Source organism: Mesorhizobium sp. ORS 3428, from assembly GCF_001854785.1.
In the GTDB taxonomy this organism is placed as follows: domain Bacteria; phylum Pseudomonadota; class Alphaproteobacteria; order Rhizobiales; family Rhizobiaceae; genus Mesorhizobium.
The window spans coordinates 12,658-36,376 of the sequence record NZ_MDFL01000105.1; the positions used below are offsets into that span (position 1 = coordinate 12,658).

General features: G+C 65.4%; 25 protein-coding genes and 1 pseudogene. 21 read left to right on the plus strand and 5 right to left on the minus strand.

What is annotated here, in order from left to right; genetic code table 11:
* The first annotated feature begins 25 nt into the window (after window positions 1–25).
* The 4 genes from odhB to lpdA are packed head-to-tail and all read left to right on the plus strand — an operon-like array spanning window position 26 to window position 4,041.
* Window positions 26–1,312, plus strand: coding sequence for a 2-oxoglutarate dehydrogenase complex dihydrolipoyllysine-residue succinyltransferase (gene odhB, locus ORS3428_RS09715; RefSeq protein ID WP_071096845.1), 1,287 nt, complete (start codon window positions 26–28; stop codon window positions 1,310–1,312).
* 34 nt (window positions 1,313–1,346) lie between these two features.
* Window positions 1,347–1,859: a hypothetical protein gene (locus tag ORS3428_RS09720; RefSeq protein WP_108723027.1), complete on the plus strand. Its 513-nt coding sequence runs from the start codon at window positions 1,347–1,349 to the stop codon at window positions 1,857–1,859.
* A complete protein-coding gene (locus tag ORS3428_RS09725; protein WP_071096847.1) occupies window positions 1,856–2,611 on the plus strand; it encodes a glucose 1-dehydrogenase in 756 nt (251 codons plus the stop codon). Before ORS3428_RS09720 ends, ORS3428_RS09725 begins: the two co-directional genes overlap by 4 nt.
* Before the next feature lie 23 nt (window positions 2,612–2,634).
* A complete protein-coding gene (gene lpdA / locus ORS3428_RS09730) occupies window positions 2,635–4,041 on the plus strand; it encodes a dihydrolipoyl dehydrogenase (protein WP_071096898.1) in 1,407 nt (468 codons plus the stop codon).
* Window positions 4,042–4,598: 557 nt separating this feature from the next.
* Here the strand turns inward: lpdA and ORS3428_RS09735 are convergent.
* Both ORS3428_RS09735 and ORS3428_RS09740 read right to left on the minus strand, forming a co-directional pair.
* Window positions 4,599–5,663, minus strand: a complete 1,065-nt coding sequence (locus ORS3428_RS09735) for a TraB/GumN family protein (RefSeq protein WP_071096854.1) — start codon at window positions 5,661–5,663, stop codon at window positions 4,599–4,601.
* Between the two features lie 80 nt (window positions 5,664–5,743).
* Window positions 5,744–6,682, minus strand: coding sequence for a tyrosine recombinase XerC (locus tag ORS3428_RS09740; protein ID WP_071096856.1), 939 nt, complete (start codon window positions 6,680–6,682; stop codon window positions 5,744–5,746).
* 98 nt (window positions 6,683–6,780) lie between these two features.
* On the opposite strand from ORS3428_RS09740, the gene rimM reads away from it, so the two are divergent.
* Together rimM and trmD are read left to right on the plus strand one after the other, a co-directional pair.
* On the plus strand, window positions 6,781–7,377 hold the full coding sequence (gene rimM / locus ORS3428_RS09745; RefSeq protein WP_071096858.1) for a ribosome maturation factor RimM: 597 nt from the start codon (window positions 6,781–6,783) through the stop codon (window positions 7,375–7,377).
* Window positions 7,374–8,072 carry a tRNA (guanosine(37)-N1)-methyltransferase TrmD gene (gene trmD, locus ORS3428_RS09750; RefSeq protein ID WP_071096860.1) on the plus strand — a complete coding sequence of 233 codons (699 nt, stop codon included), beginning with the start codon at window positions 7,374–7,376 and terminating at the stop codon, window positions 8,070–8,072. Before rimM ends, trmD begins: the two co-directional genes overlap by 4 nt.
* Here trmD and ORS3428_RS09755 read toward each other — a convergent pair.
* Entirely contained in the window at window positions 8,054–8,806 is a 753-nt protein-coding gene (locus ORS3428_RS09755; protein ID WP_071096862.1) for a sulfite exporter TauE/SafE family protein, read from the minus strand. The genes trmD and ORS3428_RS09755 overlap by 19 nt on opposite strands.
* A 321-nt stretch (window positions 8,807–9,127) precedes the next feature.
* Between ORS3428_RS09755 and rplS the strand changes: the two genes are divergently transcribed.
* The 7 genes from rplS to leuC all read left to right on the plus strand — a co-directional run bounded on the left by rplS (window position 9,128) and on the right by leuC (window position 15,397).
* Complete coding sequence (gene rplS / locus ORS3428_RS09760; RefSeq protein WP_071096864.1) at window positions 9,128–9,646, plus strand: 50S ribosomal protein L19; 519 nt, start codon at window positions 9,128–9,130, stop codon at window positions 9,644–9,646.
* Window positions 9,647–9,835: 189 nt separating this feature from the next.
* Complete coding sequence (locus ORS3428_RS09765) at window positions 9,836–10,270, plus strand: organic hydroperoxide resistance protein (protein ID WP_071096900.1); 435 nt, start codon at window positions 9,836–9,838, stop codon at window positions 10,268–10,270.
* Window positions 10,267–10,773: a MarR family winged helix-turn-helix transcriptional regulator gene (locus tag ORS3428_RS09770; protein WP_083355076.1), complete on the plus strand. Its 507-nt coding sequence runs from the start codon at window positions 10,267–10,269 to the stop codon at window positions 10,771–10,773. Before ORS3428_RS09765 ends, ORS3428_RS09770 begins: the two co-directional genes overlap by 4 nt.
* A gap of 170 nt (window positions 10,774–10,943) precedes the next feature.
* Window positions 10,944–11,741: a transporter substrate-binding domain-containing protein gene (locus ORS3428_RS09775; RefSeq protein ID WP_071096866.1), complete on the plus strand. Its 798-nt coding sequence runs from the start codon at window positions 10,944–10,946 to the stop codon at window positions 11,739–11,741.
* 267 nt (window positions 11,742–12,008) lie between these two features.
* The gene (locus ORS3428_RS09780) at window positions 12,009–12,821 is read left to right on the plus strand and encodes an amino acid ABC transporter permease (RefSeq protein ID WP_071096868.1); all 813 of its coding nucleotides are present in this window, start codon (window positions 12,009–12,011) and stop codon (window positions 12,819–12,821) included.
* A gap of 57 nt (window positions 12,822–12,878) precedes the next feature.
* On the plus strand, window positions 12,879–13,514 hold the full coding sequence (locus tag ORS3428_RS09785) for a class I SAM-dependent DNA methyltransferase (protein ID WP_071096870.1): 636 nt from the start codon (window positions 12,879–12,881) through the stop codon (window positions 13,512–13,514).
* Between the two features lie 473 nt (window positions 13,515–13,987).
* On the plus strand, window positions 13,988–15,397 hold the full coding sequence (gene leuC / locus ORS3428_RS09790; protein WP_071096873.1) for a 3-isopropylmalate dehydratase large subunit: 1,410 nt from the start codon (window positions 13,988–13,990) through the stop codon (window positions 15,395–15,397).
* Between the two features lie 123 nt (window positions 15,398–15,520).
* Here leuC and ORS3428_RS09795 read toward each other — a convergent pair whose 3' ends face one another.
* Complete coding sequence (locus tag ORS3428_RS09795; RefSeq protein ID WP_071096875.1) at window positions 15,521–15,832, minus strand: hypothetical protein; 312 nt, start codon at window positions 15,830–15,832, stop codon at window positions 15,521–15,523.
* Between the two features lie 157 nt (window positions 15,833–15,989).
* Between ORS3428_RS09795 and ORS3428_RS09800 the strand changes: the two genes are divergently transcribed.
* Window positions 15,990–17,186 (plus strand): GGDEF domain-containing protein, encoded by a 1,197-nt coding sequence (locus tag ORS3428_RS09800; protein ID WP_071096877.1) that lies wholly within the window; start codon window positions 15,990–15,992, stop codon window positions 17,184–17,186.
* Between the two features lie 78 nt (window positions 17,187–17,264).
* On the plus strand, window positions 17,265–18,464 hold the full coding sequence (locus ORS3428_RS09805) for a GGDEF domain-containing protein (RefSeq protein ID WP_071096879.1): 1,200 nt from the start codon (window positions 17,265–17,267) through the stop codon (window positions 18,462–18,464).
* Here ORS3428_RS09805 and ORS3428_RS09810 read toward each other — a convergent pair.
* A complete protein-coding gene (locus ORS3428_RS09810) occupies window positions 18,448–18,804 on the minus strand; it encodes a hypothetical protein (RefSeq protein WP_071096881.1) in 357 nt (118 codons plus the stop codon). The genes ORS3428_RS09805 and ORS3428_RS09810 overlap by 17 nt on opposite strands.
* Before the next feature lie 248 nt (window positions 18,805–19,052).
* On the opposite strand from ORS3428_RS09810, the gene ORS3428_RS09815 reads away from it, so the two are divergent.
* From ORS3428_RS09815 to ORS3428_RS09840, 6 genes and pseudogenes are all read left to right on the plus strand, one after another.
* Window positions 19,053–19,517, plus strand: coding sequence for a hypothetical protein (locus ORS3428_RS09815; RefSeq protein ID WP_071096883.1), 465 nt, complete (start codon window positions 19,053–19,055; stop codon window positions 19,515–19,517).
* Between the two features lie 238 nt (window positions 19,518–19,755).
* Window positions 19,756–20,178, plus strand: coding sequence for a succinate dehydrogenase, cytochrome b556 subunit (gene sdhC / locus ORS3428_RS09820; protein ID WP_071096885.1), 423 nt, complete (start codon window positions 19,756–19,758; stop codon window positions 20,176–20,178).
* Entirely contained in the window at window positions 20,178–20,573 is a 396-nt protein-coding gene (sdhD, locus tag ORS3428_RS09825; RefSeq protein ID WP_071096888.1) for a succinate dehydrogenase, hydrophobic membrane anchor protein, read from the plus strand. Before sdhC ends, sdhD begins: the two co-directional genes overlap by 1 nt.
* Window positions 20,574–20,577: 4 nt before the next feature.
* Window positions 20,578–22,417 (plus strand): annotated as a pseudogene (sdhA, locus tag ORS3428_RS09830) (succinate dehydrogenase flavoprotein subunit).
* Window positions 22,418–22,419: 2 nt separating this feature from the next.
* Window positions 22,420–22,857 carry a DUF3052 family protein gene (locus ORS3428_RS09835; protein WP_071096889.1) on the plus strand — a complete coding sequence of 146 codons (438 nt, stop codon included), beginning with the start codon at window positions 22,420–22,422 and terminating at the stop codon, window positions 22,855–22,857.
* On the plus strand, window positions 22,857–23,636 hold the full coding sequence (locus ORS3428_RS09840) for a succinate dehydrogenase iron-sulfur subunit (RefSeq protein ID WP_071096892.1): 780 nt from the start codon (window positions 22,857–22,859) through the stop codon (window positions 23,634–23,636). The genes ORS3428_RS09835 and ORS3428_RS09840 overlap by 1 nt, the downstream gene beginning before the upstream one ends.
* Window positions 23,637–23,719: the final 83 nt, after the last annotated feature.

A 23,719-nucleotide genomic window follows, 5' to 3' on the forward strand; every position in this document is an offset into this window, starting at 1 on the left:
AAGAAGAGACAAACGGACAGGCACAATGGCTACCGAAATCCGCGTCCCCACACTCGGCGAATCCGTCACCGAGGCGACCGTCGGCAAGTGGTTCAAGAAGGTCGGCGACGCGATCGCCGCCGACGAGCCGCTGGTCGAGCTCGAAACCGACAAGGTGACGGTGGAGGTGCCTGCTGCAAGCGCCGGAACGCTCTCCGAGATCACGGTCAAGGAAGGCGAGACGGTCAATGTCGGCGCGCTGCTCGGCTCGATCGCCGCAGGCGGCGAGGCGGCCGCGCCCGCGACCAAGCCGCAGGCTGTGGCGCAGGCCTCGAGCCCGGACGCCGCGTCGACGGTCAAGCAGGCCTCGGCTGAAACCGCCAGGACCGCCGGCGGCGGCGGCCCGATCGAGCCGCGCACCATGCCGCCGGCGCCCGCGGCGGCCAAGCTGATTGCCGAGAACAACCTTGCGGTCGAGCAACTGGCAGGTTCCGGCAAGCGCGGCCAGGTGCTGAAGGGCGACGTRCTCGACGCGATCGCCAAGGGCGCGCCCTCGCAGCCGGCCGAGACACCGAAGGCGGCCCCGGCGCCAGCGCCTGTTAGCGCCCGCGCGCCGTCCACGCCCGACGATGCCTCGCGCGAGGAGCGCGTGCGCATGACCAAGCTCCGCCAGACGATCGCACGTCGGCTCAAGGACGCGCAGTCGACCGCGGCCATGCTCACCACCTTCAACGAGGTGGACATGAGCGCGGTGATGGCGCTCAGGGCAAAGTACAAGGACGTGTTCGAGAAGAAGCATGGCGTGAAGCTCGGCTTCATGGGCTTCTTCACCAAGGCGGTGACGCATGCGCTCAAGGAGATCCCGGCGGTCAACGCCGAGATCGACGGCACCGACATCATCTACAAGAATTTTGCCCATGTCGGCGTCGCCGTCGGCACCGACAAGGGCTTGGTGGTTCCGGTGGTGCGGGACGCCGACCAGATGTCGATCGCCGAGATAGAGAAGGAGATCGGGCGGCTCGRCCTCGCCGCGCGCGACGGCAAGCTCTCCGTCGCCGACATGCAGGGTGGCACCTTCACGATCTCGAACGGCGGCGTTTATGGCTCGCTGATGTCGACGCCGATCCTGAATGCACCGCAGTCGGGCATTCTCGGCATGCACAAGATCCAGGAGCGGCCAGTGGTGGTCGGCGRCCAGATCGTCATCCGCCCGATGATGTATCTGGCGCTCAGCTACGACCACCGCATCGTCGACGGCAAGGAAGCGGTGACCTTCCTGGTGCGCGTCAWGGAAAGCCTGGAGGATCCCGAGCGGCTGGTGCTCGATCTCTAAGGTGGGGTATGGCAGTGCGCGGCCGGGTCGGCGAATGAAAGCCCGTTGGCTCGGCACCGCGAGGCCGGTCGCGCTTGCGGCAGGCGCGGCTCTGATAGCTGCCGATGCCCATGCCGCCTGCCCGATCCAGCTCGCTGTCTATGGCGAGGCGCAAAGCGGCGCCGAGATCGACTTCACGCCGACCGGCCCCTCGGCGACGATCACCAATACATTCCGCATGATCCTCGACAACAATACCGTGCTCGACGGCATCGCCATGTGGACCGAAGGCTCCGCCGGGCGCCCTCACGGCTCGCTGATGTACAAATGYCCGACCGGCGACGTCACCGGCGAGGAGCTTGCGGCGTGCACGGTCTGGGAAGGCGTGATCTACAGCGCCGATGWCAAGGGCAGCATCGGGCTGCTGCCGRCCGAGGGCGCTGATGCGCCGAAGAGCCTGATCTTGCCGGATCTCGGACCGTCGCTCGAAATGTCGGCCGCTTACGGTCCCGCCGGCTTCTCCAAAGTGCCGTGGGACGTCTTTGCCCTGAAAGGCTGCCAGGAATGAGCACCGAGAAGAAAACACTGCTGGTCACAGGCGGCAGCCGCGGCATCGGCGCGGCCATCTGCCGGCAGGCCGTCCAGGCCGGCTATCGTGTGGCGGTCAACTATGTCTCCAACCAGGCTGCGGCCGATGCACTCGTCGCCGAGCTCAAAGCCACTGGTGAYGAAGCGGTTGCGGTCAAGGGCGACGTCGGCAACGAGGCCGATGTCCTGGCGATGTTCGCGGCGGTTGACCGGGCCTTCGGCCGGCTCGACGCCTTCGTCAACAATGCCGGCATCGTCGACGTCAAGGCACGCCTCGACGAGATGAGCGCCGAGCGGGTCGAGCGCATGATGCGCATCAATGTCGTCGGCTCCTTCCTCTGYGCCCGCGAGGCGGTGAAACGCATGTCGACCCGGCATGGCGGCAGAGGCGGCGCCATCGTCAATCTCTCCTCGGCGGCGGCCAGGCTGGGCTCGCCCGGCGAATATGTCGACTACGCCGCCTCCAAGGGCGCGATCGACACCATGACGATCGGACTGGCGCGCGAGGTGGCGTTGGAAGGCATCCGCGTCAACGCGGTCAGCCCCGGCATCACCGACACCGAGATCCATGCCTCCGGCGGCCAGCCGGACCGGGTAGCGCGGATGCAGGATATGCTGCCGATGAAACGGGCGGGCACCGCCGATGAAGTCGCGCATGCGGTTCTTTATCTTCTGTCGGACGCGGCCTCCTATATAACGGGCGCGATCCTCAATGTGAGCGGCGGCCGTTGAGGCCGGATAAGAAGGACAGTTTCATGGCTTATGACGTCGTAATCATCGGATCGGGACCGGGCGGCTATGTCTGCGCCATCAAGGCGGCGCAGCTCGGCCTGAAGACGGCGGTGGTCGAGAAGAACGCTACCTTCGGYGGAACCTGCCTCAATATCGGCTGTATCCCGTCGAAGGCGCTGCTCCATGCCTCCGAGGTGTTCGCGGAGGCCGGCCATACCTTCGATGCGCTCGGGGTCGAGGTCGGCGCGCCGAAGCTCAATCTCAAGAAGATGCTGGCGCACAAGGACGCGACGGTAGCTTCCAACGTCAACGGCGTCGCCTTCCTGTTCAAGAAGAACAAGATCGACAGTTTTCGCGGCACCGGCAAGGTGATCGGCGCCGGCAAGGTGTCGGTGACCGGCGAGGACGGCAAGGTCGAGGAGATCGAGACCAAGAACATCGTCATCGCCACAGGCTCGGACGTCGCCGGCATCCCGGGCGTCAAGGTCGATTTCGACGAGAAGGTGATCGTGTCTTCCACCGGCGCGCTGTCGCTGGCCAAGGTGCCGGGCCATCTCGTGGTGGTCGGCGGCGGCGTCATCGGGCTGGAGCTCGGCTCCGTCTGGGCGCGGCTCGGCGCCAAGGTCACGGTCGTCGAGTTCCTCGACACCATCCTCGGCGGCATGGACGGCGAGGTCGCGAAACAGTTCCAGCGGCTGCTTTCCAAGCAGGGTTTCGAGTTCAAGCTCGGCGCCAAGGTCACCGGTGTCGCCAAGTCCAAGAAGGGCGCCAGCATCACCTTCGAGCCGGTCAAGGGCGGTGCCGCGGAAACGATCGAGGCTGACGTGGTGCTGGTCGCCACCGGCCGCCGCCCCTATGCCGACAGCCTGGGGCTGAAGGAAGCGGGGGTCGATGTCGACGAGCGCGGGCGGGTCAAGACCGACGGGCATCTCAAGACTAATGTACCCGGCGTCTATGCCATCGGCGACGTCATTGCCGGACCGATGCTGGCGCACAAGGCAGAGGACGAGGGTGTGGCGGTGGCCGAGACGATTGYCGGGCAGGCCGGCCATGTGAACTATGACGTGATCCCGAGCGTCGTCTACACCAGCCCGGAAATCGCCTCAGTCGGCAAGACCGAGGAGGATCTGAAGAGGGCCGGCATCGAATACAAGGTCGGCAAGTTCCCCTTCAGCGCCAACGGCCGCGCGCGCGCCATGCTGCACACCGACGGCTTCGTGAAGATCCTGGCCGACAAGGCAAACGATCGCGTGCTGGGCGTCCATATCGTCGGCTTCGGTGCCGGCGAGATGATCCACGAGGCGGCGGTGCTGATGGAATTCGGCGGCTCCTCGGAAGACCTGGCCCGCACCTGCCACGCGCATCCGACGATGTCGGAAGCGGTGAAGGAAGCGGCGTTGGCGACGTTCTTCAAGYCGATCCATATTTGAGACCGTTTGTAAACCCGCTCCGGCGGTCACCGGAGCGCGTTTCTGACAAGGTCTCCTCGCCATCGTTCAAACAAAACGGCCCGCCTTTTGGYGGGCCGTTCATTGTCGAGCCAGGCTCGATTACTGAGCCGGAGCCGGGGACGGCGAGGGAGCCGGGGCCGGAGCTGGTGCAGGTGCTGGCGCGGGTGCCGGGGTTGCGGGTGCCGGCGCAGGAGCAGGAGCAGGCGTCGCAGGGGCTGGCGCCGGCGTGGTTGCGGCCGGAGGCTCGGCGGGCGTCGGAGCCTTTTCGCCGCCGGTTCTGCCAAAAACATAATACGCAACAATGGCCAGGATAATGACAACAAGGGCGATCAGCCACCCGCTGCCACCGCCACCCGACGAGGGAGGCGTGCTCGGAGGGGTGAAGGGGTCGTTAGGGTTCGCCATGAAACGTGTCCTCCTTGGAATAAAAGGATTCAAGCAATAGCCATCAACGCGCTACCCCGCATTGGGTTTCACGCGGGCGGACGGAAAGCGCTGAAAAACCGGCGTTTTCCGCTTCCCAGCCGCCAGACGACTCAGTTGACGGCGGTAACAGTATACCCTGCTTTGCGGAAATCCTCGACCAGCCCGTCAGGGCCGGGCAAGTGGAGGGCGCCGACCGCCATGAAGGCAWTGCCCTTGGCCAGAATCGGCCCGGCATGCTCCGCCATCACCTTGTTGCGGCTGGTGATCATGGTCTGCTCGAAGGCGGCATAGCCGGCCTTCTCGTCTTCGGCGCCCGGCAGAACTGTGCGGAACAGCGGCCAGAACATGCCGACCTCGCCGCGCTGGTAGAGCACGATCATGGTCTCGTTGACGTCGTTCACCTTGTCGCCAAGCTTCAAGGTGTCGACCAGCCCCTTCATGTGAAAGGCGAGCGGCAGCGAAGCCATGGCGCGCAGCTGATCGGCGGCGGTTTCCAGCCCTTCGACGTTCTTTCCCGAGGCTTTGGCGTCGGAGGCCAGCTTGACGTCCAGCACCGGCACGCCGGCGGCCTGGCGGGCCATCTCGCAGGCCGGCAGCGCCACCATTGCCGACAGGATCCACGGCTTCATCTTGGCGACGGTGAGGGGCGGAATGCCGCGCGCGTCGAGCCCCTTGTTCAGCATCGCCGCGTCCTCGGGCGACAGCAGCGACGACAGCGTGGTGTTGTCGGTGAACATCATCAGGCCGGGCTCGGCGRCCACGGCCGCCATCATCTTGGCCTTGTCGAGCGCGTCCGTCGTTTCGATGATGATGGTGCCGGCGCCGTCATAGGCCTGGCGCGCGGCGGGCGGCAGCGTGGTGACGCGCGCGTCGGTCATATGCATGGTGCCGAAGAGGTAGGACGGCTTTTCGCCCGATTTCTCGAGCTTCCACAGCAGGCCCTTGCCGTTTGGAACGGCGGCGGCCTCTGCCTCGACCTTCTTGTAGGCGGCGGGATCGCTCTTCTGCAGCGCCGCCAGCAGATCAGTACCGCCGCAGGCGGGAGCCTCGGCATGCGCCCAGCCGGCCAGCAGCAAGACGATGAGGAACGACAGGAAAAACAGCACGTTGAGCGCTGCGAGCAGCTTCAACGAGACGACAGCCGCGCGGTCGGCGATGGCGATGACGCGTTTCATAAGCAACTTCTTAGCCGCCAAAAGCGGCAAAACCGTTAATCGAGGGCCGAAATTTTGCGGAATGCCCGTGCGTCCGGGGCTTACGCCCTTGGATGCGCCCGTTCGTAGATATCGAGCAGCCTTGCCGTGTCGACGCCGGTATAGACCTGCGTGGTCGACAGGCTGGCGTGGCCAAGCAACTCCTGGATGGTGCGCAGGTCACCGCCGCGGCCGAGCAGATGCGTGGCGAAGGAATGGCGCAAGGCATGCGGCGTCGCCGTGTCCGGCAGGTTAAGCGCCGAGCGCAGCTTCGCCATCTCGCGCTGGATGATTGCCGGGTTGAGCGGGCCGCCGCGGGCGCCGCGAAACAGYAGGCCCTTGGGATCGATATGGAAGGGGCAGAGCCGGCGATATTCCGCAACCGCCCTGAGCGCTACCGGAAGCACCGGCACCAGCCGCGTCTTGCCGCCCTTGCCGGTGATGCGCAGCACGGTATCGGCCTCCGTGGCGAGATCCACGCCGGTGAGGCCCAGCGCCTCCGAGATGCGCAGGCCGGAACCGTAGAGCAGCGTCAGCACCGCGGCGTTGCGGGCGGCGATCCAGGGCTCCTCCGCCAGCTGGCCGTCCACAGCCACGACCTGTTTCGCATCGCTCGCCGTCAGCGGCTTGGGCAGCGATTTCGGCTGGCGCGGCGCGCGCAGCGTCGCCGCACCCGCCGCATTGACGAGACCGCGCCGTTCGAGAAAACGCAGCAGCGAGCGGATGCCCGCCAGGCCGCGCCCGAGCGTGCGCGCGCCGGCGCCTGCGTTGCGGCGCGCGGCGAGAAAGCCGCGCAGATCGGCCGGCCGCAGACCGGCGATGTCGGAGATGCCTGGCGGGCCGCCRCAATGCCCAGTCAGGAAATGCAGGAACTGGCGCGTGTCGCGCTCATAGGCTTCGACCGTCTCCGGCGACAGCCGGCGCTCGCGCGCCAGCGATTTCAGCCAGGTTTCGCGCGCCGCCTGAAGGTCGGGCTTTGCCGGGATGAGGAATTCCTGCATGCCGGCATTTTCCGCAAGCGAGGTTAGGAAGCGGTGAAGAGCGCGTCATTGAAATGGCGGCGCTGGGGAGTTAGAGCAAGGCAAAGGAATTGACGCCGATGTCGAAGCTCGAAAACCCCGTCCAGATGGCCGTGATCGGTGCCGCGCACGGCATCAAGGGCGAGCTGCGGGTGAAGACCTTCACCGGCGATCCGCTGGCGCTCGCGGATTACGGGCCGCTGCACACCAAGGACGGCCGCTCCTTCCAGATCCTCGACATCCGGCCGGCCGGCACGGTCGTGGTGGTGCGCTTCAAGGGCATCAGCGACCGCAACGCCGCCGAGGCGCTTGCCGGCACGGAACTGTTCGTCGACCGTTCGATGCTGCCGGACGATGGCGAGGAGGACGAATTCTACCATGCCGACCTCATCGGCCTGGAGGTCAGGGACGACACCGGCGCTATCGGCAGGGTCGTCGCCGTGCACAATTTCGGCGGCGGCGACATACTCGATGTCACGCTTGCCGGCCGCAAGGGTGTGCTGATCCCGTTCACCCAGGCCGCGGTGCCGCATGTGTCGATCGCCGACGGTTTTGTCCAGGTCGATCCGCTGGCGGCGGGACTGGTCGACGACGAGGACAGCGAGGCGCCGGGCCATTCCGGCTTCGATCCGAAAGGCCGGCCGCGCGGACCGAAGGACGCCGGGGGCAACCGGTGAACTTTGCCGCCTCGGTGMTGACGCTCTATCCCGAGATGTTTCCGGGCGCGCTCGGCCTGTCGCTTGCCGGCCGGGCCCTGGAAGCCGGCACCTGGTCGCTGGAAGCGATCCAGATCCGCGACTTCGCCAGCGATCGGCACCGCACCGTCGACGACACGCCGGCCGGCGGCGGCGCCGGCATGGTGATGCGCGCCGACGTGCTCGCCAAAGCCATCGACCATGCCTCGCCGCCCGGCGATCCACGCCCGCGCCTGCTGATGAGCCCTCGCGGCAGGCCACTCACCCAGGCCCGCGTGCGCGAGCTCGCCGCCGGGCCTGGCGCCGTCATCCTCTGCGGCCGCTTCGAAGGCGTCGACCAGCGGCTGATCGAGGCACGGGGCCTGGAGGAAGTCTCGATCGGCGATTTCATCCTGTCGGGCGGCGAGCCGGCCGCACTTGTGCTGCTCGACGCCGTGGTGCGGCTCCTGCCCGGGGTCATGGGCAATGCCGTCTCGGGCGAGGAGGAAAGTTTCGAGAACGGTCTGCTCGAGCATCCGCATTACACGCGGCCGCAGGAGTTCGAAGGCCGGCCGATCCCGGACGTGCTGATCTCCGGCAACCACAAGAAGATTGCCGAGTGGCGGCGGGCCGAGGCGGAGAAGCTGACGCGCGAGCGGCGGCCGGACCTGCTCGCCCGTCACCCCTTGGCGAAATAGTAGAAGGCCAGGAGCAGGCCGACGGCGACGACGAAGCCACGCACGGCGACCTGCGGCACGCGTTTGGCGATCCAGACGCCTGCATAGCCGCCAAGCGCGACACCCGGGATCATGACGATCGCCTGCGGCCAGGCGACGACGCCTCCGGAAACGAAGACCAGGATGGCGACAACCGCGATGACGATGGACAGCATGTTCTTCAGCGCGTTCAGGCGGTGATAGTCGCCGGCTTGCGTCAGGCCAAGGGTCGCAAGCATCATCACGCCCATGCCGGCGCCGAAGAAGCCGCCATAGATCGCGGTCACGAACTGTGCGAGCGAACCTGTCAGTGAGTCGACCAAGGCCTGGTGCTCCGGCCCGGCCGCCGGCTTCAGCCACGGCCCGGCGGCAAACAGCGCGGTGGCGGCAATGRGCAGCCACGGCACCAGTGCCCGGAACGACGGATTGTCGAGCGCGAGCAGGATGAGCGATCCGGCCAGAGCGCCGAGGGCCGAGATCAGRCAAAGCAGCAGGGCGCCGCGCCAGAAATGCCGGATATCGGCCCAATAGGCGAGCGTCGAGGTGATGTAGCCCGGCAGCTGCGTCACCGAGGAGGTGGCGTTGGCGGCGATCGGCGGCAGGCCCACCAGCGTCATGGCGCCGAAGGTGAGGAAAGTGCCGCCGCCGGCAACCGCATTGGCGGCGCCTGAAACAAAGCCTGCAACGAAGAGCAGGACGGCATTGAAGAGCGTCATTGAGGCGGGGTCCGGGAAGTACACTTTTCCGGCTTAGAAAGCTTGCGAGGCTCGCRCAACCCGGCACGACGGCAATTGGATGGTGCCATAGGCGCAAAAAATACACCTCACAGGCGTGACAAAGCGCCGAAATGGCTGTATGTGGCCGGCCGAACCGGAAGAACGATCTTCCGGGCCCGTCAACAAATGGCGGTGTAGCCGTCCCTGCCCGAAGCCCCGGATAGAACGTCTTGGGCAAAGGGCATAACCGAGCGGTCATAGGAACTGCAAGGCGAGCTGAGGACGCTCTGACTGTCGGAAGAACAAGAAGTGGATATTGAGATGGATCTCATCCGTCAGCTCGAGGCCGAACAGGCCGCCAAGATCGAAGCCAAGCGCAAGCTGCCCGAATTCCAGCCCGGCGACACCGTGCGCGTCCAGGTGCGCGTCACCGAAGGYAGCCGCACCCGCGTCCAGGCCTATGAGGGCGTCGTCATCGCCCGCTCCGGCGCCGGCTTCCAGGAGAATTTCACCGTCCGCAAGATTTCCTACGGCGAAGGTGTCGAACGCGTTTTCCCGGTCTATTCGCCGCTCGTCGAGGGCGTCGAGATCGTGCGCCGCGGCAAGGTGCGCCGTGCCAAGCTCTATTATCTGCGTGACCGCCGCGGCAAGGCGGCCCGCATTTCGGAAAACACCGGCGTCCGCGCCCGCAAGCTGAACGACGAGGAACGCGATGCGCTCAACGCCGAGAGGGCGCGCATCGAGGCCGAGAAGGTCGCTGCCGCCGAGGCGCTGGCCGCCGAGAAAGCTGCGCAGGACGCCGCCGAGAAGAAGGCCGCCGAGTCCGYGTCGGCCGAGTAAGGCCCTTCAACCGACATGTTTTGGAAAGGCGGCTTCGGCYGCCTTTTTTCGTTTTGGCGGAACGCAACTGCGTCATCCCCAGGGCGAAGCGACGCCAAGGCGAGCGCAGACTGAGGATGACGACATCGGGGTTGACATCGATTTATCTTGTACACTAATTAATCGTGTACAATGTAAATGGAGACGAAAATGTCAGCACTCTACACCACCCGGGCCCGCGTCGTTGGCGGCCGCGCCGGTTATGCCGAGACCAGCGACGGCCTGCTCAAGGTCGATCTGGCAATGCCGAAGGAGCTTGGYGGCCAGGGTGGYGCCACCAATCCCGAACAGCYTTTCGCCGCCGGTTACGCAGCCTGCTTCGAAAGCGCGATCCGCTTCGTCGCGCGCAAGAAGAAGCTGCCGCTCGAGGATGCAGCGGTGACAGCCACCGTCAGCCTCTATCCCAACGACCAGGGCGGCTTCAGRCTCGGCGTCGCGCTGGCGGCCGAGACGAAAGGCCTTGATCAGGAGGGCGCGGAAGCGCTTGTATCGGAAGCGCACCAGATCTGCCCCTATTCCAACGCCATCCGGGGCAATATCGACGTGGCGCTTTCCACGGTGGCGCTTGCGGCAAAGGCGGCATGACGACAAAGATCGAAACGAGACCCGGCGTCGTCCCGGCGGATAATTCCGCCGGGACGATTGCCGTTCCGCGCCTCGACCAGCAGCTCTGCTTCGCGCTCTATTCGGCAAGCGGGCTGATGACCAGGCTCTACCGGCCGCTGCTCGAGCCGCTCGGCCTGACCTATCCGCAATATCTGGCGATGCTGGCGCTGTGGCAGCGCTCGCCCATGACGGTCGGCGAGCTCGGCGAGGCACTGGGCCTCGATTCGGCGACGCTGACGCCGCTGGTCAAGCGGATGGAGGCGGGCGGCCTCGTCACCCGCCGGCGCGACAGCGCCGACGAGCGCAGGGTTCTGGTCGAGCCGACGGCCAGGGGCTGGGCGCTGCGCGCGAACATGAAGGACGTGACCGCGGCGCTCGATTGCGCCATGCCGTTGGAGCGGGCAGAACTCAAAGCCCTGCACGGCACGCTCACGCGGCTGGTTGYCGGGCTGCGCGAGGCCTCCACCACCGACCAGGATTGATCGCGGCAAGGACAATTCCCGAAACCATCTTGCCGAGGCATTGGAATCCACCTTTGCGCGCAAGGTCGCATCGGACCGGCTTGCAAGGCGCTTGCGGAAAGCTAAAGTCGGCGCCGGCCTTGTCCTGGCGTGCGGGGATCGCGGCGCCAATCACGTTTGGGGAGTTTGTCATGACCAAGTCGAAACTGCTGCTGGCGGCCCTGCTGGCCTGCCTTCTTGCGCCCGTCGCYGCGCTCGCCGATACGCTGCCCGATCTCGGCGGCAAAAAGGTTGTGGTGGTGACGGAGAACGCCTATCCGCCGCTGCAGTTCATCGACAAGAAGACCGGCAAGCAGATCGGCTGGGAATATGACGCGATGGACGAGATCGCCAAACGGCTGAACTTCAAGGTCGAGTACCAGAACACCTCCTGGGACGCGATGATCCAGGCGGTTTCCGACAACCAGTACAATATCGGCATGACCGGCATCACCATCAAGGAAGAGCGCAAGGCGAAGGTCGACTTCTCCGATCCCTATATGCGCTCGGAACAGTTCATGCTGGTGCGCGGCGACGAAAAGCGCTTCACCGACGCCAAGAGTTTCGCCGCCTTCAAGGACGGGCTGATCGGCGCGCAGGCCGGCACCACGCCTTTCTACACCGCCGTCTACAGCGTGCTCGACGGYAACGAGCAGAACCCACGCATCAAGCTGTTCGAAACGTTCGGCGCCAGCGTCCAGGCGCTGAAGTCCGGCGATGTCGACGTGGTGCTCACCGACGGCACCGCCGGCAAGGGCTATGTCGATGCCTCCGAAGGCAAGCTGAAGCTGATCGGCGGCCCGCTCGGCACGGAGGATTTCGGCTTCATCTTCCCCAAGGGCTCCGACCTGGTGAAGCCGGTCAACGCCGCGATCGCCGCGCTCAAGGCCGACGGCACGCTCGACGCGCTGAACAAGAAGTGGTTCCTTGATTACAAGATGGGGCAGTAGGTCCATCTTGTTGCGGGCGGTGCGCAATGGCGACGGGCGGAAAGCCGCGAAAGCCTCATTCCTTCCCACCCCCCTCTGGCCTGCCGGCCATCTCCCCCGCAAGGGGGGAGATTGGCAGCTTTGGCCTCGCCACCAATTCTGCGACGCCGAAGGTCGGCGAAAGCCAAAGCGACGTCTAATCTCCCCCCTTGCGGGGGAGATGACCGGCAGGGCAGAGGGGGGTGTGCCGGAACGCGGCCTTCGCAATTATCTTGCCGGCATCGCCTGATGTCCGAAGCAACCTCCACATCCAAATCCGAATTCCCCTGGTGGCTGGCCGCCGCGGCCGTCCTTGCTCTTGCCGCGGCGCTGGCCATTGCCGTGAGCGACCTCTACGCCGAGGTCTTCGCCACCGTCGCCAAGGGCATCGGCATCACCATCTTCGTCACGGTGGTCGCCTTCTTACTGGCCTCGGCGCTTGGGCTCGGCATTGCGCTCATGGCATTGTCCGGTTCGCAATGGCTGCGGCAGATCGCACGCTTCTATGTCGAGATCATCCGCGGCGTGCCGATCCTGGTGCTCCTGTTCTGGATCGCCTTTGCCGGTGCGCCGGCCTTCGTCGCGGCCTGGAACGCGCTGACGGCGCCGTTGCAGGGCGCCGGCTGGATGGGCGAACTGCTGGTGCGCGACGTCTCACTTCTGTGGCGCGCCATCATGGCGCTGACCATCGGCTATTCGGCTTTCATCTCCGAGGTTTTCCGGGCCGGCATCCAGTCGGTCGAGAAAGGTCAGATCGAAGCCGCCAAGGCGCTGGGGCTGACGCGGGTGCAGCGCTTCCGGCTGATCGTCTTCCCGCAGGCGATCCRCACTATCCTGCCGCCGCTCGGCAACGACTTCGTCGCCATGGTCAAGGACTCCTCCCTGGTCTCGGTGCTCGGCGTCGCCGACATCACGCAGATCGGCAAGGTCTATGCCGCCGGCTCGTTCCGCTTCTTCGAGACCTATTCGATCGTCGCCTATATCTATCTCATCCTGACCGTCGGCCTGTCATTGGTGCTGAGGGCGCTGGAGAAAAGGCTGYGCCGGCAGCATGAGGAATAGCCGCCGGGCAAAGACCGCGCTACGCTCCTTGGGTTGGTAACGTCCGGGAACAGACCGATGAATTTCGACAAGGCCAATGYGGCGCTGGATTCCGTCTATTCGGCCGAGACGCCGGAAGCGCTGGCCATAGCCTATGCCGAGTGGGCGGCGACCTATGACAGCGAGACCGCCTCGCTCGGCTATCTCCTGCCGTTCCTCATTACCGCCTGGGTGGCGCGCCATGTTCCGGCGGGCGAGGGGCCGCTGCTCGATGYCGGCTGCGGCACCGGCCTGTCGGGATCCTCGCTCAAGGCACTGGGCTATGGCGACATCGCCGGCCTCGACCTCTCCGACGACATGCTGAAGATAGCCGGCAGCCGGCGGGCCTATGGYGAGCTGAAGAAGGCGATGCTCGGCGGCCCGCTGCCCTGGCCGGATAGGCATTTCCGCGCCTTCTTCTCGACCGGCGTGTTCACCATCGGCCATGCGCCGGCCGCCGGCCTGCACGAACTGGTTCGCATCACGAAGAGCGGCGGCCACGCCATCTTCACCGTGCGCGACCAGGTGTTCGAAAGTGGCGGCTTCCAGGCGGTGTTCGACGAGCTCACGCAGGCGGGGAAGTGGCGACCGGCGGAGGAAAGTCCATGGTTCCGCTGCTATGCGATCGGCGACCCGGAAGCGCTGGTGAAGACTTTCGTCTTTGAGGTGATGTGAGCCTTGATCGCCGATGTCGGCGCCGCCCCTCACCTGCCTGCCGGCATCCTCTCCCCGTATAATGACGGGGAGAGGGAACGCTCTCATCGGCGATTTCCACAATTGCCAGCCTTGGAGGAAGAGAGTTGACGTCGCGGACARCCTCTTCTCCTCGTCACTATACGGGGAGAAGGTCCCGGCAGGGGGATGAGGGGCAGCGTCAACGTGCAGCGGCGGACGCAAACCGCCGGCTATGGGCCAATTGCTGAAATGCCAAAACATTGCTATCTACCCCGCCATGGAAGAGCTTTTCGGCGATCCGGCCTACAAGGGTTTCGTGCTGCAGGACAGGAAGCGCCTGCCGTCGCGATTTGCCGCGCGGGTCTGCGGCGCGCTCACCAGCCGACTTAGCTGAGGCCRACTGATCAAGTCGCTTGGCCGGCTTCAAGCCTCGGCGCCAGCTTTCCCTTTTTCATATCGACGGATTTACGCACATGAGCGCACCGCGCACCCTCTACGACAAGATCTTCGACGACCATGTCGTCGACCGCCAGGACGACGGCACCTGCCTGCTCTATATCGACCGCCACCTCGTGCACGAGGTCACCAGCCCGCAGGCCTTCGAGGGCCTGCGGATGAGCGGCCGCAAGGTTCGCCATCCGGAAAAGACGCTGGCCGTCGTCGACCACAACGTGCCGACCTCGCCCGAGCGCAAGTTCGGCATCAAGAACGAGGAAAGCCGCATCCAGGTCGAGGCGCTGGCCAAGAATGCCAAGGATTTCGGCATCGACTACTACTCCGAGAACGACGTCCGCCAGGGCATCGTCCATATCATCGGACCGGAGCAGGGCTTCACGCTCCCCGGCATGACCATCGTCTGCGGCGACAGCCACACCTCCACGCACGGCGCCTTCGGCGCCTTGGCTCATGGGATCGGAACCTCCGAGGTCGAGCATGTGCTGGCCACCCAGACGCTGATCCAGCGCAAAGCCAAGAACATGCTGGTGCGCGTCGACGGCACGCTGCCGGAAGGCGTCACAGCCAAGGACATCATCCTCGCCATCATCGGCGAGATCGGCACCGCAGGCGGCACCGGATACGTCATCGAATATGCCGGCGAGGCGATCCGCTCGCTGTCGATGGAAGGCCGCATGACAATCTGCAACATGTCGATCGAAGGCGGCGCCCGCGCCGGCCTGATCGCGCCGGACGAGACGACCTTCGCCTATGTGAAGGACAAGCCGCGCGCGCCCAAGGGCGCGGCCTGGGATGCGGCAATGGCCTACTGGAAGACGCTGCATTCCGAGGAAGGCGCGCATTTCGACAAGGTGGTCGTGCTCGACGCACAGAAGCTGCCGCCGATCGTCTCCTGGGGCTCCTCGCCCGAGGACGTCGTCTCGGTGCAGGGCGTGGTGCCCAATCCGGRGGAAATCGCCGACGAGAACAAGCGCACGTCGAAGCTRCGCGCGCTCGACTATATGGGGCTGACGCCRGGAACCAAGATCACCGACATCATGCTCGACCGCGTGTTCATCGGCTCCTGCACCAACGGTCGCATCGAGGACCTGCGCGCCGCCGCCAAGGTGGTCGAGGGCAAGAAGGTCAATCCGCGCGTCAGTGCGATGATCGTGCCCGGCTCCGGCCTGGTCAAGGAGCAGGCGGAGGCCGAGGGCCTCGACAAGATCTTCGTCGCCGCCGGCTTCGACTGGCGCGAGCCGGGCTGCTCGATGTGCCTCGCCATGAACGACGACCGGCTGAAGCCGCATGAGCGCTGCGCCTCGACCTCGAACCGCAATTTCGAGGGCCGGCAGGGCTTCAAGGGCCGCACCCATCTGGTGTCTCCGGCCATGGCGGCGGCGGCGGCGATCGCCGGCCACTTCGTCGATATCCGCGACTGGAAATAGCAGCCGGCTTGGAACGCTAAGAAAGGCCCGGACCGCGTGCGGTCCGGGCTTTTGCTTGCAGGCCTTGCCAGAGCAGTTCAGCGTTTCGCATAACGGAACCCCCCGCACGCCATTCCTAAATTGCTAGYGGCCCTCCCTGCGAACGATCTGGTGGAACTCCTCGCGCCGGCCCGGCTCGTCGACGGCAACCAACAGCGCCAGCTTTCGCTCTTCGAAAATCCTGAACCATTCATCCCATTCGACCAGCTCATAACCGCCAGCGTTGAACGGCTCCGGCCGGTCGGTGTCCTCATAGGCGTGCTGGCCAAAAACCAGCCGCAGCATGGGTTGCGTCCCGGCCTCGGGCGAGACGTCGACCACGGCCGGAAATCCGGCGCGCGCYGCTGCCCAGGAACGGATCGCATCGTGATCGGTCAGAGTGATAGTACCGGCCATCGGGGTTCTCCTGTTTTGCCTGAAAACGCCCGCGTCAGGCGGCTGTTCCGCGCTTCGGTCCCGTAGCTGCCCGTTGCCCGGCCGCTTGTGACTTAACCGCTTGTTTGCGCTTCCGTCCTAGCATCTCCCCTTAGGTAAGTTGGGGAAGTCGCAGCCCTTGGACACCGGTCTGCTGATCGCGCTGCTCAATCCGACGATAGCGCTGGCGCTCGGCGCTGCGTTCCTCGTGCTGTGGTTCTATCAGCGCCATCGTCCATATCTGGCGGTTCTGGCGGCGAGCTATTGCCTGTCGGCGTCGGGCTTCCTGCTGCAWTATTTCACACTGCCCGTCGGCATCGTTCCGACCAAGCTGATCTCCAACATATGCTTCACGATGGCCGCCTGCTGCCTTTCCAGCGCGGTTGTCGCGCGTTGCGGCCGACGCGTGCCCTATATCGGCATCGGCATCGCGACCGGCGGGGGACTCGCCGCCTTCTCATGGTTCATGTTCGTCCAGCCGGATCTCACCTGGCGCGTGCTTGCCATGAATTTCGGCCTCGGCGGCCTCAGCCTGCTGGTCGCCGCCGAGCTCAGGACAGTGCGCAACAACGGCCCGATCGAAAAGATCCTGTTCGTGCTCTCGCTGCTTTCGGCGCTGAACTTCATCGCCCGCACGCTGATTGTCGTCATCGCGCATGGACCTTTCCTAAGCTACGACGGCTTCTACGGCTCGTCCTACTGGACCACGGCGCTGCTCTCGCACGCGCTTTTGTCGCTCCTGATCGCGCTCAGCCTGTTCACTGCCGCGGCGCTCGATGTCATGAAGGCGCTGAAGGCCGAGACCCACACCGACCCGCTGTCCGGGCTCCTCAACCGCCGCGGCTTCCAGGAACGGGCGGCACTTCTGCTCGATCAATGCGCCAAGGCGGGGCTCCCTGTCGCCCTGGTGCTGGCCGACCTCGATCACTTCAAGGCGCTCAACGATCATTACGGACACGAGGCGGGAGACCGGGTGATTGCCGATTTCGCCGCCAAGCTGCATTTTGCCACGGGCACCCGGGGTGCTGCCGGCCGCATCGGCGGCGAGGAGTTCGCCGTGCTTCTGCCGCTCAGCGATCTCGCCTCTGCGCGCCTGTTCGCGGAAGCAATCCGCGCCTATTACTCTGCCGGCGCGGTCGACGGGCTTCCCGCCGGCACAAGAGTGACGGCGAGCTTCGGCGTCGCCGCCCGCAGCGGCAATGAGGGGCTGGCGCCGATGATGCGGCGCGCCGACGAGGCGCTCTACAAGGCAAAGAGGAGCGGCCGCGACAGCGTCCGCCTCTCCTACGAGCGGCCCGAGACCGCTTTCGTTGCCGAGCCGCTCAGCCTCGGCTGAGGCAAGCTGCCCCCCGCGCGTTAACGCGATTTTCGCCCGTCGATGGTTTCCTGCCCACCGCTATCGTCGAAGGAAAACATGGGCAGCGCCGATTTCATCCTGGTGATCAATCTGTTCGTCGCCGGGCTGCTGGCGGCGGCTTTCATGACGGTCGCTGTCTATGATGTCGGCCGCGCGGCGGCGCGCTGGCTGGCCTTCGGCTATGTGCTCGGCATGGCCTATTTCGCCATCGAATTCAGCATTCCCGCCTTTGCCGATGCCCGGCTGCCGGTCGTTGTCGCCTTCGCCGTCTTTCTTGGCGCTACCATCGCCTTCAATGGCGGACTCGCCCACAAATATGGCGTGATCCCGCCCTGGGCGTCGATGTTGCTCTTTCTGCTCGTCGCTTCGGTCGCCGTCTATCTGGTGCAGGATCTRCCGCGCCACTCGCTCACCCGCATGATGGCCTACCAGCTTCCTTATGCCGCCATGCAGTTCACCGCTCTCGGCATCGTGCTCTCGTCCAGACAAAGGCTCGCCCAGCTCGATCATATTTTGATGGCGGTGCTGGCGGCGAGCATGGTGCAGTTCGCCTCGAAGCCTTTCATCGCCGGCGCTCTGGGCGGCTGGGGCGCCAATCCGCAATCCTATGTCGGGACGAGCTATGCTCTGGTGTCGCAATCGCTTGGCACCGTGTTCGGCCTGGCGCTGRCACTGCTTGCCCTCGCCGTACTGGTGCGCGACGTGCTGGCCGAGGCGACGTCGAAATCGGAAACCGACACGCTGTCGCGGCTGTTCAACCGCGGCGGCTTCGAGCGCCATGCCGAGCTCGCGCTGAGGGACGCGGTGCGCCACGGCGTTCCGGTGGCGCTGGTCGTTGCCGACCTCGACCATTTCAAGAGCATCAACGACGGCTACGGCCATGCCTGCGGCGACCGTGCCATCGAAACCTTTGCCGGCTTGCTGCGCGAGGCGGCGGCCGAGCATCATGTCGCCGGCCGCATCGGCGGGGAGGAATTCGCCATCATCCTGCCCAGCACCAACCTTGCCGGGGCGCGGCTGTTTGCCGAGGGGACGCGCAGCGCGTTCGGCGCTTTGCCGATTGACGGCCTGCCTGTCGATCACCGCTGCAGCGCAAGCTTCGGCGTCGCCGAGCTTGCCGCGGACGAGGATTTTTCAAATCTGCTGCGTCGCGCCGACGAGGCGCTCTACCAGGCCAAGGGCGCCGGCCGTAACTGCGTGCGCATGTCGGCCGAACCAGAGAGGCGACAGCCCAAGGCGCTCAGCGGCAGGGGCTGAGGTTGGGCATCTCGCCGTCGGAAAGCCCGTACATGTAAGAGCGGCCCTTCACGAAGACCGGCGGCTGGTAGCAGCCCGGCCAGCCGGCATCGTCCGATTCCTGGTAAGTCATGCCGGGCCGGCCGGCGCCGGTGTAGTCGGAAAGCTTCTTGGCGAGCTTGCCTTTGCCGACGATGATGCGCTTGTAGCCGGCGGCGCTGTCGACAACGAGGTTGCCGAAGGAATCGGCATAGACGCGGTCGTGGTGCCGCAAACCGGCCTCGGCCGGAGYGGCCATTGCGGTGGCGAGCGCCGCCAACGCGGCGGCGGCGAAGCTGGCCCGCACGGAATTCGAACGCATGTCGCTCTCCTTGGACAGCGCGGCACCTGGGATCGCGCTGCAAAACGTCGTTCGAATCGGAAATTAACCCTTTCTTAACCTTTGTTAAGGGGCAGACGGGTCTTCAGCATCGGAACTTGATGAACATGGTTAATTTCGGCGGATCGGTTCGACAGATCGTGGCGCGCGGGCCAGCCGGCCGTCTCTGGAGCGAGCTTGATCTTGGCTCGCCGCRTCGCTAGCGTGCCGCGCACGAAAGGGGGGAGCATATGAGGTTTGGCCGCACGGTTCGGGTGTCGCTCGTTGTTCCGCTGCTGCTTGCGGCCACTGCCTGCGTGCCGCAGGACGGCGCGCCCAAGGCGGCAAGCACGGCATCGCCGGCGATCTCGCCTGCTCCGGTTCTGCAGCCTACGACCCCGGCGCTATCTGCAGCGCCCAAGACACCGGCAACACCTCCGGCACCCGCGACCAAGATCACCACCGACCTGACCGTGCCGCGGTCCGGCGTCGGAACGGCCACGTACAGATGCGGCAATGGCGGCATGATCTCCATCCAAAATCTCGGCACGTCGCTGCGTGTGGCAGGGCCGGATGGCTGGACCGAAGAGTTCGCAGCGTCGCCCGCCAACCAGAGCAGCCGCTACCAGGCGGCGACGCATGACGCGATCGTGATCGACGGCGGCGAAGCGCTGGTGATGAAGAAAGGGGCGAGGCCGCTCACCTGCAGACGGTGACGCGGTCGGTCTCCATCAGCATACCGCACTGCAGCGACGGCTCCGCCGACTCCGCATTGCTGGCTAATCGATTGAAGCGGAATTTCCCCTGTTTGTCAGACTAAATGATGTTTCCAAAACGATTTTCCGGCTTTGACGCGGTGCAAAAAGGGCATTAGAAACCGGCTGTCCGAAGTCATGAATGAAAGCGGCAAAGGCCGCATCCTTAGCGGCTCCGGGACGCCGAACTGGGGGAGCCATGAGCAAGTCACCAGCCACCCGCGCAGTTGCCAGACGTGAACGGCCGCTTTCGCCGCATCTGACGGTCTACCGGCCGCCGATCACGATGACGATGTCGATCATCCATCGCATCACCGGCGGCGCGCTTTACTTCGGCACACTTCTGGTTGCCGCGTGGCTGATCGCGGCGTCGAGCTCGCAAGCCAGCTTCGACTGGGTCAACTGGGCCTTCGGTTCCTGGCTCGGCCGGCTGGTCCTATTBGGCTACACCTGGGCGCTGATGCACCACATGCTGGGCGGTCTTCGCCATCTCGTCTGGGACACCGGCGCGGGGCTGGAAAAGCACGCTGCCTCGAAGATCGCCTGGGCGACACTCGTCGGTTCGATCCTGCTCACGCTCCTGATCTGGATCGCCGGCTACACGGCGCGGGGAGCTTTCTGATGAGCGCGAACAACACCGACATGCGCACGCCGCTCGGCCGGGTCCGCGGCCTCGGCTCGGCCCGCGAAGGCACCGGCCACTTCTGGCGCCAGCGGCTGACCGCGATCGCCAACATACCGCTGATCCTGTTCTTCGTCGGCTTTCTGATCGCGGTCAACGGCCACGGCTATGCCGACGTGCGGGCTTCGCTCGCCAATCCGTTCGTGGCTCTGGTGCTGGCGCTGGTGCTGATCTCCGGGCTCTACCACATGCGCCTCGGCATGCAGGTGATCATCGAAGACTACGTCCATGGCGAAGGCATGAAGCTGGYGCTGATCGCGCTCAACACCTTCTTCCCGATAGCAGTCGGCGTCGCTTCGCTCTTCGCCCTGCTCAAACTGGCACTCGGAGGCTGAAGTCTTGRCCAAGGACGCATCAACCGCCAACACCGCTTCCGCCTACACCTTTGTCGACCACAAATTCGATGTGGTGATCGTCGGCGCCGGCGGTRCCGGGCTGCGCGCGACGCTCGGYATGGCCGAGCAGGGCCTGCGCACCGCCTGCATCACCAAAGTGTTCCYGACCCGCTCGCATACGGTCGCGGCGCAAGGCGGCATCGCCGCCTCGCTGTCCAACATGGGTCCTGATTCCTGGCAGTGGCACATGTATGACACCGTCAAGGGGTCGGACTGGCTGGGCGACGTCGACGCCATGGGAATATATGGTGCGCGAGGCGCCGGCGGCGGTCTACGAGCTCGAGCATTACGGCGTGCCGTTCTCGCGCACCGAGGAAGGCAAGATCTATCAGCGGCCGTTCGGCGGCCATATGATGAATTACGGCGACGGGYCGCCGGTGCAGCGCACCTGTGCCGCCGCCGACCGCACCGGCCACGCCATCCTGCACACGCTCTACGGCCAGTCGCTGAAGAACAACGCGCAGTTCTTCATCGAGTATTTCGCGCTCGACCTGATCATGGAGCCGGACGGCACCTGCACCGGCGTCGTGGCCTGGAACCTCGACGACGGCACCATTCATCGCTTCTCGGCGAAGATGGTGGTGCTTGCGACAGGCGGCTATGGCCGCGCCTATTTCTCCGCCACCTCGGCGCACACCTGCACCGGCGACGGCGGYGGCATGGCCGCGCGGGCCGGGCTGCCGCTGCAGGACATGGAGTTCGTGCAGTTCCACCCGACGGGCATCTACGGAGCCGGCTGCCTGATCACCGAGGGCGCGCGCGGCGAGGGCGGCTATCTCGTCAACTCCGAGGGCGAACGCTTCATGGAGCGCTACGCGCCGTCGGCCAAGGACCTCGCCTCCCGCGATGTGGTTTCACGCTGCATGACGCTGGAAATCCGCGAGGGACGCGGCGTCGGCAAGAACAAGGACCACATCTTCCTGCATCTCGACCATCTCGATCCGGCCGTGCTGCACGAGCGGCTGCCGGGCATTTCGGAATCGGCCAAGATCTTCGCCGGCGTCGACCTCACCAAGGAGCCGATCCCGGTGCTGCCGACGGTGCACTACAATATGGGCGGCGTGCCGACCAATTATTGGGGCGAGGCGCTCAACCCGACGGCGGAAGACCCGGACCGGGTATCGCCCGGCCTGATGGCAGTGGGCGAGGCCGGCTGCGCCTCGGTGCATGGCGCCAACCGGCTGGGCTCCAACTCGCTGATCGACCTCGTCGTGTTCGGTCGCGCCGCAGCGCTGCGCGCCGGCCAGGTGATCGACCGCAAGTCGGCTATCCCCGCGCCTAACGCGGCCTCGGTCGAAAAGATCATGGACCGCTTTGACAGGCTGCGCCACGCCAACGGCTCGACGCCGACGGCGGTGCTGCGTGAGAAGATGCAGCGGGCGATGCAGGAAGACGCCGCCGTGTTCCGCACGCAGGAATCGCTCGAAAACGGCTGCAGGCGCGTTTCGGAACTCTGGGGCGAGCTCAAGGACCTCAAGGTCTTCGACCGCTCGATGATCTGGAACTCCGACCTCGTCGAGACGCTGGAGCTGGAAAATCTGATGGCCAACGCCATCGCCACGGTCTACGGCGCGGAGGCGCGCAAGGAAAGCCGCGGCGCCCACGCGCGCGAGGATTTCGACAAGCGCGACGACGCCAGTTGGCGCAAGCATACGCTCGCCCGCGTCAGCGAGGACGGCGAGGTGACGCTGAGCTACCGGCCGGTGCATACCGAGACGCTGCTGGCAGAAAAAGATGGCGGCATCAACCCGGCCAAGATCGCGCCGAAGGCCAGGGTCTACTGACCATGGCTTTGGCGGCCGCGGGATATTCCGGCACGCCCCTTCCGGCCAAGCTCGGCCTGAAGGACGGCATGGTTGCCGCCTTCATCGCGCTGCCGCCGGAGCTTGAYGATCTGGCCGGGGCCGTGGACTTCGCCGGAGTCGATCGGCTGCCCGCATGGGCGGCGATCTCGGGCGCCCGCCAGAAATACGATGCCGTGCACGCCTTCACCCGGCAGCGCGCCGAGATCGAGGATGGTCTCGCCGGCATCGAGACGGCAATCAAGCGTGACGGCATGGTCTGGATCTCCTGGCCGAAGAAGGCATCGAAAGTGGCGACAGACGTCACCGAGGACGTGATCCGCACGCAAGCGCTCAAGCTCGACCTCGTCGACGTCAAGGTCGCCGCCGTGAACGAAATCTGGTCCGGGCTGAAGCTCGTCATCCGAAAGGACCGCAGGTAATGGTCGAACTCACGCTTCCCAAGAATTCGAAAATTCAGCAGGGCAAGACCTGGCCGAAGCCGGAGGGGGCCACGAACCTCCGCGAATACCGGATCTATCGCTGGTCGCCGGACGACGACGAGAACCCGCGCATGGATACCTATTTCGTCGACATGGACGATTGCGGGCCGATGGTTCTCGACGCGCTGCTCTGGATCAAGAACAAGATCGACCCGACGCTGACGCTGCGCCGCTCCTGCCGCGAGGGCATTTGCGGCTCCTGCGCCATGAACATCGACGGCTCCAACACGCTCGCCTGCACCAAGGGCGCAGACGACATTTCCGGCGCGGTGAAGGTCTATCCGCTGCCGCATATGCCGGTGATCAAAGACCTGGTGCCGGACCTCACCACTTTCTACGCCCAGCACGCTTCGATCGAGCCGTGGCTGAAGACGGTGTCGCCGACCCCTGCCAAGGAGTGGCTRCAGAGCCATGAGGACCGCGAGAAGCTCGACGGGCTCTATGAATGCATCCTGTGCGCCTGCTGCTCGACCTCCTGCCCGAGCTACTGGTGGAACGGCGAGCGGTATCTCGGCCCGGCGACGCTGCTGCAGGCCTATCGCTGGCTGATCGATTCGCGCGACGAGGCCACCGGCGAACGCCTCGACAACCTGGAAGACCCGTTCCGGCTCTATCGCTGTCACACCATCATGAACTGCGCGCAGACCTGCCCGAAGGGCCTGAACCCGGCCAAGGCGATCGCGGAGATCAAGAAGATGATGGTGGAGAGACGGGTTTAGAGCTTGGGCTGTTTGCTGCGACAGCTTCGAACGCAGCGTTCCTTCACACCCCCCTCTGGCCTGCCGGCCATCTCCCCCGCAAG

What these genes read in the sequence shown, in the direction of transcription:
- rimM (WP_071096858.1), top strand. Translation starts at nt 6,781, where the DNA reads ATGTCGAAGCTCGAAAACCCCGTCCAGATGGCCGTGATCGGTGCCGCG.
- ORS3428_RS09815 (WP_071096883.1), top strand. Translation starts at nt 19,053, where the DNA reads ATGAGGTTTGGCCGCACGGTTCGGGTGTCGCTCGTTGTTCCGCTGCTG.